Below are 13,512 nucleotides of genomic sequence, written 5' to 3'. Positions count from 1 at the left end.
GGCATACCTGCCGGTAACTTATGGGGTATGGCATAGAACATGCAAGAGGGGTTCCGGCGGTCTTTCCGTTCATGCGGGACGGCGGATGCAGCACACTGGTGTTCCGTGACCCTTCATCCAGCCTCCGCGCGCGTCGTCCTGCTCACCGGGCCCTCGGGTTCGGGAAAGTCGTCCCTCGCGGCCCGTACCGGGCTGCCCGTGCTGAATCTCGACGACTTCTACAAGGAGGGGGACGACTCGACGCTCCCGCAGCTCGCCGGGGGTGAAGGAGCCGACTGGGACTCGCCGTTGGCGTGGGACGCGGACGCGGCGGTGGCGGCGGTCGAGGCATTGTGCCGGACGTCGCGGACGATCGTGCCGGTGTACGACATCTCCTCCAGCTCGCGGGTGGGCGAGGAGCCCATGGACATCGGGTCGGCGGCGCTGTTCGTGGCGGAGGGGATCTTCGCGGCGGACATCGTCGACCGGTGCCGGGCGCTGGGGGTGCTGGCGGACGCGATCTGTCTGCGGGGGCGGCCCTCGACCACGTTCCGGCGGCGGCTGACGCGCGACCTGCGGGAGGGGCGCAAGTCGGCGCCGTATCTGGTGCGGCGGGGCTGGCGGCTGATGCGGTCCGAGCGCGGCATCGTGGAGCGGCAGACGGCGCTGGGCGCGTACGCGTGCGGCCGGGACGAGGCGCTGGAGCGGATAGCGGCGGCGGACACGACGGGGCGCCGGGAGAACGTACGGGCTTGAGCGGCGCGGGCCTCATTCCGCGGCACGCCTCGGTACGCCCGATGGGCGACGGCTTTCACGCGATACGAAAAGGCGGGGCACCTCGAAAGCGTGGCGCCCCGCCGGGGTATTCAGCACACGGCCGGAAAAGGGCCGCTGGAAGTGCTGTTCACCAAGGGTGTTTACCAGGGGTACATGACGACCCAGCTGCCCTCCTGGACACAGTTGAAGCCGGTCAGCTGACCGGCCTGTGCCGCCCGGTTGCCCAGCGTCTGGCACTCCAGGAAGGAGTGCGTGTAGTGCGGGAGGAGACGGGTCTCGGCGGAGGCGGTGCCCGCCGTCACGAGCGGCAGGGCAACGGCGGCCGTGGCAACCGCGGTTACGGCGAGTGCCTTCACCCGCATGGCCTTCTTCATCAGATCTCCCATCGAGTACGGAACCACACGATCCGTCATTTCACCCCCGCACGGCCCGCGTTCCGGGCGACAGGGGCGACGAAAAGGAGAGTATCAATACGCGAGTATCGACTGCCCCGAACATTGCGCTTTGTCGGCGCCACACTAGGGAAAAGCAAAGAAACGCACGGACCAAGCAACCGGAATTCCCTCAGACCACTGGAGGGCAGGATTCCCGCGGATGGTGGACGTGCTGCTGTCGAGGCCGGGGAGGCCCGGCCTCGCCTGCCTGCCTCTTATCCCCTGTCTTCAGCGCGTGCTGTACTCGGTGAGCATCTCGTCGAGTACACGGCGGGCGTCCATTGCTCCCGCGTCGGCGGAGTCGAGGCCGTTGGCGCAGGTCACCAACGTCTTCCACAGCGCCCAGCCGCGGCCGCGGGACCACAGCGCGTCATCGACGGCCAGCCGCTTCCGGAAGACCGCACGACCTTCAGCGGTCAGCAGCGTCCAGGCGATCGCCAGGTCGCACGCGGGGTCGCCGACGCCACAGGTGCCAAAGTCGATGACGGCGTGGAGCTTGCCCCCGTCGAGCAGCAGGTTGCCCTGCGCCAGGTCGCCGTGGAACCAGACGTCGACGCCGTCCCAACGCGACTCCACCGCGTGCTTCCAGATCTCCAGGGCCGGCTCGTCGTCGATGTGGCCGCGCAGCTCGGACAGCGCGCCATGCGCCTTCTCGTCGTAGGTGAGCAGTGTCGCGCCCCGGAACCAGTTGTGGATGCCCGGTCGCGGACCCGCGGAGGCGTCGACGCCTTGCAGCGCGACGACGAAGTCGGCCAGGTCCGCCGCGAAGCCGACGGGGTCGGCCACGGTCTCGAAGCTGGCGGGCCGGCCCTCGATCCACTTGTAGACCGACCAGGAGAACGGGTAGCCCGCCCCCGGCTCGCCCTTGGCCAGCGGCACGGGGATCGGGCGCGGGAGGGCCGGTGCCAGCACGGGGAGCCACTGGTGCTCCTTGTCGACGGCCAGGGCGTACTCCCTCGAGCTGGGCAGGCGGAGCAGCATCGTGTCGCCGAGGTGGAAGGTCACGTTGTCCCAGCCCCTGTTCGCCACCGGCGCGATCGGGAGCGCGGCCCACTGGGGGAACTGCTCGGCGATGAGCCGCTCGACCTGCGCCACGTCGACGGAGACTCGCTTCGGCAACGGGCCGAGGTCGGGGATATCGCTCAACGGAAACCCTTGTCCTAGAAGGCGCTGCGGGCCGTGCGGGCCAGGAGGGTGATCGTGGCGGCGTTGAGCATGGCGGCCGCGATGACCAGGCCGAAGTAGGAGGTCTCGGTGCCCTCCGGGAGGAGGACGAAGAGCAGGCTGGCCGGGGCCGTGAAGAGGGCGGGGACGACCGCCGCCAACGAGGCGTCGTCGTAGGGGAAGAAGCTCGCGTCCGCCCAGGCCCAGGCCAGCAGGGCGAAGACCACGGCGAGGTAGCCGCGGGAGAGCCAGTCGCCCGCGACCACATCGAGGACGCGTCGGAGGACGTCGCGTGTTTTCCTGCGGATCAGCATGCGGCTCAGCCTGCCGAAACGGGCGATACGCGGGCATGAGTATCCGTACTCAAACCGCTCCGTACGCCCGCACACGAGAACGGGCCCGGACAGACCCCCCGGCCGTCCGGACCCGCTCTCCCCCGTTGGGATCCCCCGATCCCGTTTCCCCCGATTTCTCCCTTTCCCCTGTTTCCCTCCGTCCCCCGTTATCCCCGATTCCCCGTTTTCCCGTGCTCCCGGCGCTCCCCCGAGCACCGGCCCCCGTTTTCCCCTTGCCCTCAGGCGACGAGTTCGCCGAAGGACTCCTCCTCGTCACGGCCGAAGCTGAGGGAATCGTCCTCGCGCATCCGGCGCAGCGAGCGCCAGATACTGCTCTTGACCGTGCCGACACTTATGTTGAGTATGTCCGCGATTTCCGGATCCGTCCGGCCCTCGTAGTAGCGCAGCACCAGCATCGTGCGCTGGAGTTCTGGGAGCCGGGCCAGGGCCTGCCAGAGCACGGCGCGCAGCTCGGTGCCGCGCATCGCGTCCTGGTCGCCCGCCGTCTCCGGCAGCTCCTCCGTCGGGTACTCGTTGAGCTTGCGCCGGCGCCAGGCGCTGATGTGCAGGTTGGTCATGGTGCGGCGCAGGTAGCCGCCGACCGCGGCCTTGTCGCTGATCCGGTCCCAGGCCCGGTAGGTCGAGAACAGGGCGCTCTGCAGCAGGTCCTCGGCCTCGAACCGGTCACCGGTCAGGTGGTAGGCGGTTGCGTACAGGGAGGCGCGGCGCTCCTGGACGTACGCGGTGAATTCCGCTTCCGCCCCGCTCTGCGCGCGCCGCTCCCCCGTGGCCTCCCCGTACGAGCTGCCCCCGTTGCCGCCCCCGTGGTCCCCCCCGGGACCCCCGTGCCCCCCGGGGCCCTCCCCGGCCCCCGGCTTCGCGTCAATGGCCACCATGTACGGCGGCCGCTGACGCCCGGTGCCGCGAGCGCACCCCCGCCCGCTCACGGCACCGGACTTCTCCGTGCTCCGGCCGGCGTCGTGGAGGCGCGTGCGAATGACTGCGCTGTCGTGAGTGAAGTGCAGTGTGCTCATGTCGCGCCCCCCGTCGTGGAGCCTGCTCGGTCGTCTGCTGGCTGCCCGGCCGCTCGTTCCGGCCGGTGCACAGAAGACTTTGCCGAACCAGTTTCATGGCGCTGTCCGCCGACTGTCACAGGCTCGTCACAGGGGATCAAGGTCGCGCGTTCCCGACGGTCGAACTACAGGCCCCTTGTAGGCCAGAATGACCAACGTGCCTTTCCTGTTGCTGATCGAGGACGACGACGCCATCCGCACGGCCCTCGAGCTCTCCCTGTCCCGCCAGGGCCACCGTGTGGCGACGGCGGCGACGGGCGAGGATGGCCTGAAACTGCTGCGCGAGCAGCGGCCGGACCTGATCGTGCTGGATGTGATGCTGCCCGGGATCGACGGCTTCGAGGTGTGCCGCCGCATCCGCCGCACCGACCAGTTGCCGATCATTCTGCTGACGGCCCGCAACGACGACATCGATGTGGTCGTGGGGCTGGAGTCGGGTGCGGACGACTATGTGGTGAAGCCCGTGCAGGGGCGGGTGCTGGACGCCCGTATCCGCGCGGTGCTGCGCCGTGGCGAGCGGGAGGCGAACGACGCGGCGTCGTTCGGCAGCCTGGTGATCGACCGGGCGGCCATGACGGTGACCAAGAACGGTGAGGATCTTCAGCTGACCCCCACCGAGCTGCGGCTTCTGCTGGAGCTGAGCCGGCGCCCTGGGCAGGCGCTGTCGCGGCAGCAGCTGCTGCGGCTGGTGTGGGAACACGACTATCTGGGTGATTCCCGGCTGGTGGACGCGTGTGTCCAGCGGCTGCGCGCCAAGGTGGAGGACGTGCCGTCGTCGCCGACGCTGATCCGCACGGTGCGTGGGGTCGGGTACCGGTTGGACGCTCCGGCGTGAGAGTGAGGGACGCGGCCGCGTACGCCGCTGCGCACGGGTGGGGCGGAGACATACGGAATTGAGCGGTGTGAACGAGGAGCCCGGCCGGGCGCGGGGCTGGGCCGCGGGGATTCTGCGGTGGCTCAGCCTGAGGCTGCGGCTGATGCTGGTGTTCGGGCTGGTGGCGCTGGCGGCCGCGGTGTCCGCGTCGGCGATCGCGTACTGGCTGAACCGTGACGCGGTGCTCACCCGCACCCAGGACGCGGCGCTGGACGAGTTCCGCAAGGCGCTCAAGGACGACACCGATCCGCTGCCCGCCCGGCCGACCTGTCCCGAATTGCAGGACGCCGCGGACCGCATGGCGGACAACACGCAGAAGTACGAGGTGCTGCTGGTCACCCGGACCCGGGACAAGGGCCCCTGCCCGGCGGCCTCCGCGCCGGACCTGTTCACCCTGAAGGCCGTGCCGGGGGTGCTGCGCCGCGCGGTGGACGAGCGGCGCGCCGCCGAGGGCTCGCGGTCCGCCCCGTACCACCTCTACTGGCAGCGGATCACGCTGGACGGCACCCCGTACCTGGTGGGCGGGGCGAAGGTGAACGGGGGCGGGCCGACCGGCTACATGCTCAAGTCGCTGGATACCGAGCGCCAGGACCTGAACTCGCTCGCCTGGTCGCTGGGCATCGCCACCGCCCTGGCGCTGGTCGGCTCCGCGCTGCTCGCGCAGGCGGCCGCGGCCACCGTGCTGCGGCCGGTGCAGCGTCTGGGCGAGGCGGCGAACCGGCTGGGCGAGGGGCATCTGGACACCCGGCTGCAGGTCTCGGGCTCGGACGAGCTGGCCAATCTGTCGCACACCTTCAACCGGGCCGCGGAGCGGCTGCAGAAGCGGGTGGCGGAGCTGAGCGCGCGGGAGGCGTCCAGCCGGCGCTTCGTCGCGGACATGTCGCATGAGCTGCGGACCCCGCTCACCGCGATCACGGCCGTCAGCGAGGTGCTGGAGGAGGAGGCCGACTCCCTCGACCCGATGATCGCCCCGGCGGTGCAGCTGGTGGTCAGCGAGACCCGGCGGCTGAACGACCTGGTGGAGAACCTGATGGAGGTGACCCGCTTCGACGCGGGCACGGCCCGGCTGGTGCTCGACGACGTCGACGTGGCGGACCAGGTGACGGCGTGCATCGACGCGCGGGCCTGGCTGGACGCGGTGGAGCTGGACGCGGCGCGCGGGATCGTGGCCCGGCTGGACCCGCGACGGCTGGACGTCATCCTGGCGAACCTCATCGGGAACGCGCTCAAGCACGGCGGCTCCCCGGTGCGGGTGTCGGTGATCCCCGAGGGCGATGACCTGCTGATCAAGGTGCGGGACCACGGCCCGGGTATTCCCGAGGACGTGCTGCCGCATGTCTTCGACCGCTTCTACAAGGCCAGCGCCTCCCGGCCCCGCTCGGAGGGCAGCGGCCTCGGGCTGTCGATCGCGATGGAGAACGCGCACATCCACGGCGGTGACATCAGCGCCGCGAACTCGCCGGAGGGCGGGGCCGTCTTCACCCTGCGGCTGCCCATGGACGCCTCGCGCCTCGCCTCGATCGAGGAGCGGAAGCGCGAGGAGGAGAAGCGCGAGGAGCGGAAGGGCGACGAGCGGAAGGGCGACGAGGGCCGTACGAACGAAGGGGGCGCGTCATGAGCCCGCGAGCGACCCGGCGACCCGCCGCCCTGCTGCTGACCGTGGTGGTCGCGCTGCTGGCGGCCGGGTGCGGCATACGCGGCACGTCGGTGCCGGTGGACGCCGGGCCCGCGCCCTCGCGCGCGTCGTGCCGGGCGCCGGAGACGGGGCGGGCCGCCGAGGGAGCGGGCCGGGCCTCCGTACGGATCTATCTGCTGTGCACCTCGCGGATCCTGTCGGTGAACCGGAACGCCCAGTTGCCGGGGAAGAAGGCGCCGGTCGAGCGGGTGGCGGCGGCCCGGGCGCTGCTGGAGCAGCTGCGGCAGCCGCCCACGGCGGCCGAGTCATCGGCCGGGTTCTCCACCGCGGTGGAGGACTGGGTCACGGTCTCCGGCCCGGCGAAGGGCGATCCGGACGGGGCGCTGCGGCTGAACCGGCCGCCGGAGGAACTGCCGTCGTACGCGCTGGCGCAGATCATCTGCACGTTCGCGGGCTCGGCGGCGGCGGACGAGGAGCACGAGGTGGTGCTCGGCGGTCCGGACAGTGACCGGGATCCGCTCAAGCGGTACGAGTGCACGGAGGAGATGCGGAGCCGTCCGGAGGTCGCGGTGAACTCCGGGGTGCTGGTGTCCTGACCGGCGGACTGACCGATTCCCTGCGGTTCGCCGCCGGTTCCCGGGCCGTTCGCCGTGGCGACCCGGTGACCAACTCGTCGGTAACCCGTTACTGACCAGCGAGGTGCGCACGGAACCGGGAGCCGGGCCGGTCGCGTCCTGAGATACGTGCAGGGTCGTTTCGGCCGTCGGGCCGCCTTCCGCTACCGCGCCGCGGGTTTCGTTCTCCTCGTCGCCCACCTTGCGTTCGTCTGCTGGCTGACCCTGCGCCCGCTGACCGTGCCGTGGGTGACGGCCGAGACCCTGGAACCGCTGGGCGCGATCCGCGCCGATCTGGCGCTCACCCCGTGGGCCGCGGCCCGTTCGATCGGCGGGGGGCTTCTGCTGCTCGCGCCGCTGGGGGTGCTGCTGCCGCTGGCGGGGGGCCGGGTGGACGCGTACCCGTTCGCCTCGTTCGTCCGGACGGCCTTCACCGGGGCGATGACGGCCATGGGGATCGCGCTGCTGCGCAGCGAGGTGACCGGCCAGATCGTGAGCGTGGACGCGCTGCTGCTGAACACCGTCGGGGTCGCGCTCGCGCATCTGCTGGTGGTGCCCGCCGTACGGACGCTGGTCCGCCGCCGGAGGGACGGGACCAGGGGCGCGGCCCTCCCCCGGGAGGAGAGCGGCCGGGCGGTGCCCCCGACGAGGACCAGGGTCGGCCTCGCCCCCTGGAGCGACGCCTCATCCGGCTCCCGTACCTAGCGTGGAGGTATCAGCTCGGGCAACACGACCCGGGACGGTACGAACCGATACGCCGAGGAGTCGCCATCATGGCCGCCGCACTGGTCCGCCCCCGCAACCACAAGATGATCGCCGGTGTCTGCGCCGGTCTGGCCCGCCGGTTCGGGACGACCCCGACCACGATGCGGGTGATCTTCCTGGTCTCCTGTCTGCTGCCGGGTCCGCAGTTCCTGCTCTACATCGCGCTGTGGATCCTCCTTCCGGCGGAGGACTCCTACCGCGAGGCCTGGTGACGGCAGGAAGCCGGTGACACCAGGAAGCCGGTGACGACGCGGCCGGGCCGCACACCCGAGGCGGGTGTGCGGCCCGGCCGGTGTGCCGGAGGGGGATCAGCCCAGGCGCATGAGGTTGTTGGTCGGCAGGTTCTTGAGCCCGCCGAGGTTGCCGAGGTTGCCCAGCAGGCCCTGGGCCTCGGGCTGGCTGGGCCGGCCGGCGGCGGGGCGGCCGGGGGCCTTGCCCGGGGCCTGGCCGCCGGGGAGCGCTTGCGGGGCGGAGACGCCGACGCCTTGGCCGCCGAGGCCGGACGCGCCGTGGCCCTGCGGGCCCGGGGCACCGGCCGCGGACGCGACACCGCCACCGGCCACGAGGGCGGCAGCACCGAGGGCCATCACGCCGAGGGTCTTGAGGGTTCCCTGCTTCATCAGAAATCTGTCCTTGCAGACGGGGGGCTTGACCGATACGGAAACGTAGCCCTGGATTTCAGACGCCCGCAAACAGGGAAAAGTGGCGCCCGGGCGGCCACCGACCCCTTCCCCCGGACTTTTCTTCCGTCCGTACGATCAGCTGCCCTCGACCGCAGATCCCCTGGTCACAGCGGTGGTCGAGCCCACCTGCCGGAACAGCCATTCGGACTTCAATTCAGCATACCCAGGCTTGATCACGTCATTGATCATCGCCAGACGTTCACCGAAAGGAATGAAGGCGGACTTCATCGCATTAACGGTGAACCACTGCATGTCGTCCAGCGTGTACTGGAACGTCGAGACCAGGTGCTGGAATTCGGTACTCATGCTCGTACCGCCCATCAGACGATTATCCGTATTCACGGTGGCCCGGAAATGCAGGCGGCGCAGCAGCCCGATGGGGTGATCGGCGTACGACGTGGCCGCGCCCGTCTGGAGGTTGGAGGTGGGACACAGCTCCAGCGGGATGCGCTTGTCCCGGACGTAACTGGCGAGGCGGCCCAGCGTGATCGAGCCGTCGTCGGCGACCTCGATGTCGTCGATGATGCGCACCCCGTGGCCCAGCCGGTCGGCGCCGCACCACTGGAGCGCCTGCCAGATGGAGGGCAGCCCGAAGGCCTCGCCCGCGTGGATCGTGAAGTGGTTGTTCTCCCGCTTCAGGTATTCGAAGGCGTCCAGGTGGCGGGTGGGCGGGAAGCCCGCCTCGGCGCCCGCGATGTCGAAGCCGACGACGCCGAGGTCGCGGTAGCGGTTGGCGAGTTCGGCGATCTCCAGGGCGCGGGCCGCGTGGCGCATCGCGGTGAGGAGGGCGCCGACGCGGATGCGGTGGCCGTTCTCCCGGGCCAGCCGCTCCCCCTCGCGGAAGCCCTCGTTCACCGCCTCGACCACCTGCTCCAGGGTGAGCCCCTCGGTGAGGTGCTGCTCGGGGGCGTAGCGGATCTCGGCGTAGACGACGCCGTCCTCGGCCAGGTCCTCGACGCATTCGGCGGCGACCCGGACGAGGGCGTCGCGGGTCTGCATGACGGCGCAGGTGTGGGAGAAGGTCTCCAGGTAGCGCTCCAGCGAGCCGGAGTCGGCCGCCTCGCGGAACCAGAGGCCGAGCTTGTCCGGTTCGCTCTCCGGCAGCGCCTCGTACCCGGTCTCCCGGGCGAGGTCGATGATCGTGCCGGGGCGCAGCCCGCCGTCGAGGTGGTCGTGCAGCAGCACCTTGGGGGCACGGCGGATCTGTTCCGGGGTGGGTTGGTGGGTGTGCTCGCTCGTCATCTGCGCACCATAGCCCCTACGCGCGTAGATGGCCGCGATAGATACGGAACAGTGACCCGCAGGGGTAGTGGACTCCACTCGCCGTTCTGCGATCGTTTTGCCATGGCTCAGCAAGCGTTGCCCGAACGGGGCGCCCGGCTGGGGCGGCCGATGGGCGCGGCCGCCTCGCGGAGGACCGTGCACGGTGTGGTGTTGCTGCTTCCGGGCGGTGATCCGGACGGCTGCACCAGGCGGCCCACCCGGATGTCCGCCGCGGCCGTGCTGCCGCTGGCCCGGCGGCTGGTCCGGGCGGGCGAGGAGGAGGGGCTGGCCGCCCATGTGGTGCACTACCGCTGCCGCGGCTGGAACGGGCCCGACGCCTCCGCGGCCGCCGACGCCGAATGGGCCACCCAGGAGGTCGTACGGCGCTACGGCGACGTCCCGGTGTGCCTCGCGGGCCACGGGATGGGCGCCCGCGCCGCGCTGCGCGCCGCCGGGCATCCCGCCGTCACCTCGGTGGTGGCCCTGGCGCCCTGGCTCCCGGAGGCGGACACCCTGGACCCCGAGCCGGTCAAGCACCTGGTGGGGCGGCAGGTGCTGATCGCCCACGGGACGAACGACGAGCGCGTGGACCCGGACCTGTCGTACCGGTTCGCCGAGCGCGCCAAGAAGGTCAACCGCGATGTGTGCCGCTTCGAGGTGCACACCGACGGGCACGGGCTGCACCAGCACCGCCACGAGGTCCAGGCGCTGGCCATCGACTTCCTCCTCGGCTCCCTCTTCGCCACCGGCTACTCCCGCCCGGTGGCCGACGCCCTGGCCGCGCCGCCCCCGCTGGGTCTGCGCATGCCGCTGGCGGCGGGCTTCGGCTCCACGCTGCGCCGCTGACCTCCTGGGGAGTGCCCGACGCGGCGTGGGGTGGGGCTCGCCGGGTGGCGGGCCCCACCCCACGTCATGGGTGGTCGTGGATCAGTCGCCGGTCAGTGGAGCAGGTTCAGGGTGTTGGAGGCGTCGTCGACGAAGTACACCGAGCGGCCGTTCGGTGCGACCGCCAGTCCGAACAGCGCGCCCGCGCCCGGCGGGGTGCCGGTGGAGTCCAGCTGGCGGATGGCCACCTGGCGGCCGGCCGGGGTGGTCTCGACGATGTTCCCGTCACCGCCGTTGACGGTGAGGATGTTGTTGTTCGGCGCGATGGCGAGCCCGAGCGGGCCGTTGAGCGCACCGCCGGAGCTGACGGTGCGGCCGGTGCCCGCGCTGGTCCTGCGCTTGAGGGCGTCCGGGATGGCCGCGATGCGGCTGTTGACGGTGTCGGCCACGTAGAGGGTGCCGTCGTGTCCGAGGCCGACGCCGGTGGGGCCGACGACGAGGGCGTCCGGGTCGGTCCGCTGGGCGAAGCCGGAGCCGATCTTCGTGGTCTTCTCGCGGGTCGGCGGCTGGTTGCCGTGCAGCTCGAGGGCGATGCGGAGCACGGTGCCCCGGTTGACCACATTGCCGCCGCCCGCGACGGTGCCGCCCAGCACGTTGGTGACGAACAGGTCGGCGCGGTTTCCGTGGCTGACCGCGGTCATGTCCCAGGGGCCGTTGATGCCGTGTCCGGTGAACGTCTCACGGACGGTGCCGCGGCTGTCCAGCACCAGCAGACATCCGGCCTCGGCGTTCGCGGCGTTCCCGTCGCCGGTGGGCAGGCTGCCGACCACGACCCAGCCGCCGGGCAGGATGGACAGCGCGGTGGTGAGGCCGATGCCGCCGGTGCAGGGGCTCGGGAGCCGGCTCGGGTTGATCCGGGCGAACTGGCTGACGCCGCCGTTCGGCTGCACCTGGACGATGGTGGTGCCGGTGCCCTGCTCGTTGGCGGCGTTGTTGAAGTTGCTGACCAGCACGTTGTTCTTGTGCAGAGCGCCGATGCTCTGCGGGACCACGGCCGTGCCGTACGGGTTGAGGTCCCCGTTGGCGGGGACTGTGGACGCGATCGTGGTGACCGTGTGCAGCGGGCCGAGGAAGGTCCCGTGGTGGGCGGCGGCCGCCGAGGTGCCGCCGAGACCGACGGCGAGCGCGGCGACCGCCGAGACGAGTGAGCGACGCCGGGGCAGCCGGGGACGTCGCGACCGCGTCTCGGCCGACGCGACGGACACAGAGTGAGAATTCATGACGTAAAGTTAAACTCTTGAGTCCGTTATGTTCTGTTTTGACTCTTATTTATCACTGTGACGTACGTATGGCAGGGCTGATCGGCTGAGTTGCGAGCCCCGGTGGGCGGGGTGACGGTGGATGAGGGGCGTCGCCCCACCCTCCGCGCGCAGCGGCGCACGTCCCCTCTCTCGGGGGAGACAGCGCACGCAAGCTCAAGAAGCGGAGAATCCCCATGACGAACGAACCCATGGGCAGGCCGCCCAACGGCGAACATCCCGAGCGGGCCGATGTGCCGCTCATGCCCCACGCCACCGAGTACACCGGCCGGTACGTGGTGCTGCTCGACCAGCGGGAGACGGAACGCGGACTGGACGCGCTGCGCTCGTCCGCGGGGATAGCGTCCGTCGAACGCGTCCGCGGCACCGAGGTCGCCGGCGCCGCCGAGCTGCTCCAGCGGCCCGATGCCTCGGTGCTGTTCGACGAACTCGGCGCCGCCGTCGTCGAAGTGCAGCCCGACCAGCGGCACACGCTGGTGACCACGGCGCAGACCGAGCCCGCCATCATCGCCGCCGAGCCGGAACGGATGGTGTACGCCTCGGTGATCACCGAACCGCAGCGGACCCTGACCGGGTTCTTCCCGACCTACCGCAGCGACGAGGACGAGGTCGACCGCCACACCAGGACCGAACTCGCCTCCTCGCTGGGCCCCGCCTGGGACGAGGAGAGCGTCACCTGGGGCCTCCAGGCGATCCGGGCGAACTTCTCCACCCTGTCCGGGCGCGGGGTGAAGGTGGCCGTGCTGGACACCGGAGTGGCCACCCAACACCCGGACCTGGCGGGATGCCTGGAGGAGACGGCTTCCTTCGTACCTGGCGCGAGCGTCGAGGACGGCAATGGCCACGGCACCCACTGCATCGGCACCGTCGCCGGTCCCGCGAAGCCCGAACACGCGCCCCGTTACGGGGTGGCGGGCGAAGCGCGGATCCTGGCCGGCAAGGTGCTGAACGATCGCGGCAGGGGCACCGACGGGCAGATCCTGGCGGGCTACGCCTGGGCCGTCGCGCACGGCGCCCGGGTGATCTCCATGTCGCTGGGGGCGCCGGTCGCCCCCGGGGAACTGTTCCCGCAGACGTACGAGAACGTGTTCCGGCGCGCGCTGCACCGCGAGCCGGGCACGGTCACCATCGCCGCGGCGGGCAACGAGAGCCGGCGACCGGGGTTCGTGGCCCCCGTCGGCCGGCCCGCCAACTGCCCCTCCGCCCTGGCGGTGGCCGCGCTCGGCAAGGAGCTGGCGACGGCGTTCTTCTCGTGCGGCGCGATCAACGGCGAGGGCGGCGAGGTGAACATCGCGGCACCCGGCGTCGATGTGTTCTCGGCCGCGCCGGACGGCTCGTACCAGACGCTGAGCGGCACGAGCATGGCCACCCCGCACGCCGCCGGGGTGCTCGCGCTGATCGCCCAGGCACATCCGGAGTCCTCGACGTCCGGCCTGCGGGCCCGGCTGCTCTCCGGGGCGTACCCGCTGCCGCTCCCCGCCACGGACGCGGGCGCGGGTCTGCTGCAGGCACCGTGACGGGCCCCGCGCACGAGGCGCCCGGACCGGTCGGGGTGATCGTCTCGGTCGACCCCGACCGGTTCGCGGACGTGGTGCGGGCCGCCAGCGGAGCCGGTCTCACGGTCACCGGTGAACAGCCGCTGCTCGGCTTCCTCACCGGCACCATCGCCGAGGACCGGATTCCGGTACTGGAGGCGGTGGACGGGGTGGAGGCCGTCGACCGGGAGCGCATCATGGGGATCCCGCCGCCGGACTCGCCGCTCCAGTGAGCC

General features: G+C 71.3%; 16 protein-coding genes. 9 read left to right on the top strand and 7 right to left on the bottom strand.

Annotated elements, in window-relative coordinates; genetic code table 11:
• The first annotated feature begins 105 nt into the window (after positions 1-105).
• On the top strand, positions 106-735 hold the full coding sequence (locus ABZ562_RS09590) for an ATP-binding protein (protein ID WP_361475975.1): 630 nt from the start codon (positions 106-108) through the stop codon (positions 733-735).
• Positions 736-896: 161 nt separating this feature from the next.
• Here ABZ562_RS09590 and ABZ562_RS09585 read toward each other — a convergent pair whose 3' ends face one another.
• From ABZ562_RS09585 to ABZ562_RS09570, 4 genes are all read right to left on the bottom strand, one after another.
• Complete coding sequence (locus ABZ562_RS09585; RefSeq protein ID WP_361475973.1) at positions 897-1,169, bottom strand: hypothetical protein; 273 nt, start codon at positions 1,167-1,169, stop codon at positions 897-899.
• Positions 1,170-1,418: 249 nt separating this feature from the next.
• Complete coding sequence (locus tag ABZ562_RS09580; protein WP_361475971.1) at positions 1,419-2,336, bottom strand: aminoglycoside phosphotransferase family protein; 918 nt, start codon at positions 2,334-2,336, stop codon at positions 1,419-1,421.
• Positions 2,337-2,350: 14 nt separating this feature from the next.
• Positions 2,351-2,668, bottom strand: a complete 318-nt coding sequence (locus ABZ562_RS09575) for a hypothetical protein (RefSeq protein WP_361475969.1) — start codon at positions 2,666-2,668, stop codon at positions 2,351-2,353.
• A 260-nt stretch (positions 2,669-2,928) separates the two neighbouring features.
• Positions 2,929-3,723 carry a SigE family RNA polymerase sigma factor gene (locus ABZ562_RS09570; protein ID WP_361475967.1) on the bottom strand — a complete coding sequence of 265 codons (795 nt, stop codon included), beginning with the start codon at positions 3,721-3,723 and terminating at the stop codon, positions 2,929-2,931.
• 196 nt (positions 3,724-3,919) lie between these two features.
• Between ABZ562_RS09570 and afsQ1 the strand changes: the two genes are divergently transcribed.
• The 5 genes from afsQ1 to ABZ562_RS09545 all read left to right on the top strand — a co-directional run bounded on the left by afsQ1 (position 3,920) and on the right by ABZ562_RS09545 (position 7,863).
• Positions 3,920-4,597: a two-component system response regulator AfsQ1 gene (gene afsQ1 / locus ABZ562_RS09565; RefSeq protein WP_009717259.1), complete on the top strand. Its 678-nt coding sequence runs from the start codon at positions 3,920-3,922 to the stop codon at positions 4,595-4,597.
• A 142-nt stretch (positions 4,598-4,739) separates the two neighbouring features.
• Positions 4,740-6,254 (top strand): HAMP domain-containing sensor histidine kinase, encoded by a 1,515-nt coding sequence (locus ABZ562_RS09560; RefSeq protein ID WP_361476035.1) that lies wholly within the window; start codon positions 4,740-4,742, stop codon positions 6,252-6,254.
• On the top strand, positions 6,251-6,868 hold the full coding sequence (locus ABZ562_RS09555; protein ID WP_361475965.1) for a hypothetical protein: 618 nt from the start codon (positions 6,251-6,253) through the stop codon (positions 6,866-6,868). Before ABZ562_RS09560 ends, ABZ562_RS09555 begins: the two co-directional genes overlap by 4 nt.
• Positions 6,869-7,015: 147 nt before the next feature.
• Positions 7,016-7,591: a VanZ family protein gene (locus ABZ562_RS09550; protein ID WP_361475963.1), complete on the top strand. Its 576-nt coding sequence runs from the start codon at positions 7,016-7,018 to the stop codon at positions 7,589-7,591.
• Positions 7,592-7,659: 68 nt separating this feature from the next.
• Positions 7,660-7,863 carry a PspC domain-containing protein gene (locus ABZ562_RS09545; protein ID WP_055546981.1) on the top strand — a complete coding sequence of 68 codons (204 nt, stop codon included), beginning with the start codon at positions 7,660-7,662 and terminating at the stop codon, positions 7,861-7,863.
• A gap of 96 nt (positions 7,864-7,959) precedes the next feature.
• On the opposite strand, the gene ABZ562_RS09540 is transcribed toward ABZ562_RS09545, so the two are convergent.
• Together ABZ562_RS09540 and ABZ562_RS09535 are read right to left on the bottom strand one after the other, a co-directional pair.
• A complete protein-coding gene (locus tag ABZ562_RS09540) occupies positions 7,960-8,271 on the bottom strand; it encodes an ATP-binding protein (protein ID WP_361475961.1) in 312 nt (103 codons plus the stop codon).
• A 138-nt stretch (positions 8,272-8,409) separates the two neighbouring features.
• A complete protein-coding gene (locus tag ABZ562_RS09535) occupies positions 8,410-9,576 on the bottom strand; it encodes an adenosine deaminase (protein ID WP_361475959.1) in 1,167 nt (388 codons plus the stop codon).
• A gap of 102 nt (positions 9,577-9,678) precedes the next feature.
• Between ABZ562_RS09535 and ABZ562_RS09530 the strand changes: the two genes are divergently transcribed.
• Positions 9,679-10,443 carry an alpha/beta hydrolase gene (locus ABZ562_RS09530; RefSeq protein WP_361475957.1) on the top strand — a complete coding sequence of 255 codons (765 nt, stop codon included), beginning with the start codon at positions 9,679-9,681 and terminating at the stop codon, positions 10,441-10,443.
• A gap of 92 nt (positions 10,444-10,535) precedes the next feature.
• On the opposite strand, the gene ABZ562_RS09525 is transcribed toward ABZ562_RS09530, so the two are convergent.
• Complete coding sequence (locus tag ABZ562_RS09525; protein ID WP_361475955.1) at positions 10,536-11,702, bottom strand: hypothetical protein; 1,167 nt, start codon at positions 11,700-11,702, stop codon at positions 10,536-10,538.
• Between the two features lie 215 nt (positions 11,703-11,917).
• Between ABZ562_RS09525 and ABZ562_RS09520 the strand changes: the two genes are divergently transcribed.
• Together ABZ562_RS09520 and ABZ562_RS09515 are read left to right on the top strand one after the other, a co-directional pair.
• The gene (locus ABZ562_RS09520) at positions 11,918-13,258 is read left to right on the top strand and encodes a S8 family serine peptidase (RefSeq protein ID WP_361475954.1); all 1,341 of its coding nucleotides are present in this window, start codon (positions 11,918-11,920) and stop codon (positions 13,256-13,258) included.
• Positions 13,255-13,509 carry a hypothetical protein gene (locus ABZ562_RS09515; RefSeq protein WP_361475952.1) on the top strand — a complete coding sequence of 85 codons (255 nt, stop codon included), beginning with the start codon at positions 13,255-13,257 and terminating at the stop codon, positions 13,507-13,509. Before ABZ562_RS09520 ends, ABZ562_RS09515 begins: the two co-directional genes overlap by 4 nt.
• The last annotated feature ends 3 nt before the right edge of the window (positions 13,510-13,512 follow it).

Source organism: Streptomyces sp. NPDC019937 (genome assembly GCF_040631655.1).
Lineage (GTDB): Bacteria > Actinomycetota > Actinomycetes > Streptomycetales > Streptomycetaceae > Streptomyces.
Note: the sequence above shows the minus strand (reverse complement) of the source record. Positions and strands in the feature narration are given on the sequence as shown.

Excerpts from the sequence above, each read along its gene's own strand:
- ABZ562_RS09520 (WP_361475954.1), top strand. The coding sequence starts at position 11,918 with ATGACGAACGAACCCATGGGCAGGCCGCCCAACGGCGAACATCCCGAG.
- ABZ562_RS09575 (WP_361475969.1), bottom strand. The coding sequence starts at position 2,668 with ATGCTGATCCGCAGGAAAACACGCGACGTCCTCCGACGCGTCCTCGAT.
- ABZ562_RS09530 (WP_361475957.1), top strand. The coding sequence starts at position 9,679 with ATGGCTCAGCAAGCGTTGCCCGAACGGGGCGCCCGGCTGGGGCGGCCG.
- ABZ562_RS09555 (WP_361475965.1), top strand. The coding sequence starts at position 6,251 with ATGAGCCCGCGAGCGACCCGGCGACCCGCCGCCCTGCTGCTGACCGTG.
- ABZ562_RS09525 (WP_361475955.1), bottom strand. The coding sequence starts at position 11,702 with ATGAATTCTCACTCTGTGTCCGTCGCGTCGGCCGAGACGCGGTCGCGA.
- ABZ562_RS09540 (WP_361475961.1), bottom strand. The coding sequence starts at position 8,271 with ATGAAGCAGGGAACCCTCAAGACCCTCGGCGTGATGGCCCTCGGTGCT.
- ABZ562_RS09535 (WP_361475959.1), bottom strand. The coding sequence starts at position 9,576 with ATGACGAGCGAGCACACCCACCAACCCACCCCGGAACAGATCCGCCGT.
- ABZ562_RS09570 (WP_361475967.1), bottom strand. The coding sequence starts at position 3,723 with ATGAGCACACTGCACTTCACTCACGACAGCGCAGTCATTCGCACGCGC.
- ABZ562_RS09560 (WP_361476035.1), top strand. The coding sequence starts at position 4,740 with ATGCTGGTGTTCGGGCTGGTGGCGCTGGCGGCCGCGGTGTCCGCGTCG.
- ABZ562_RS09585 (WP_361475973.1), bottom strand. The coding sequence starts at position 1,169 with ATGACGGATCGTGTGGTTCCGTACTCGATGGGAGATCTGATGAAGAAG.
- ABZ562_RS09545 (WP_055546981.1), top strand. The coding sequence starts at position 7,660 with ATGGCCGCCGCACTGGTCCGCCCCCGCAACCACAAGATGATCGCCGGT.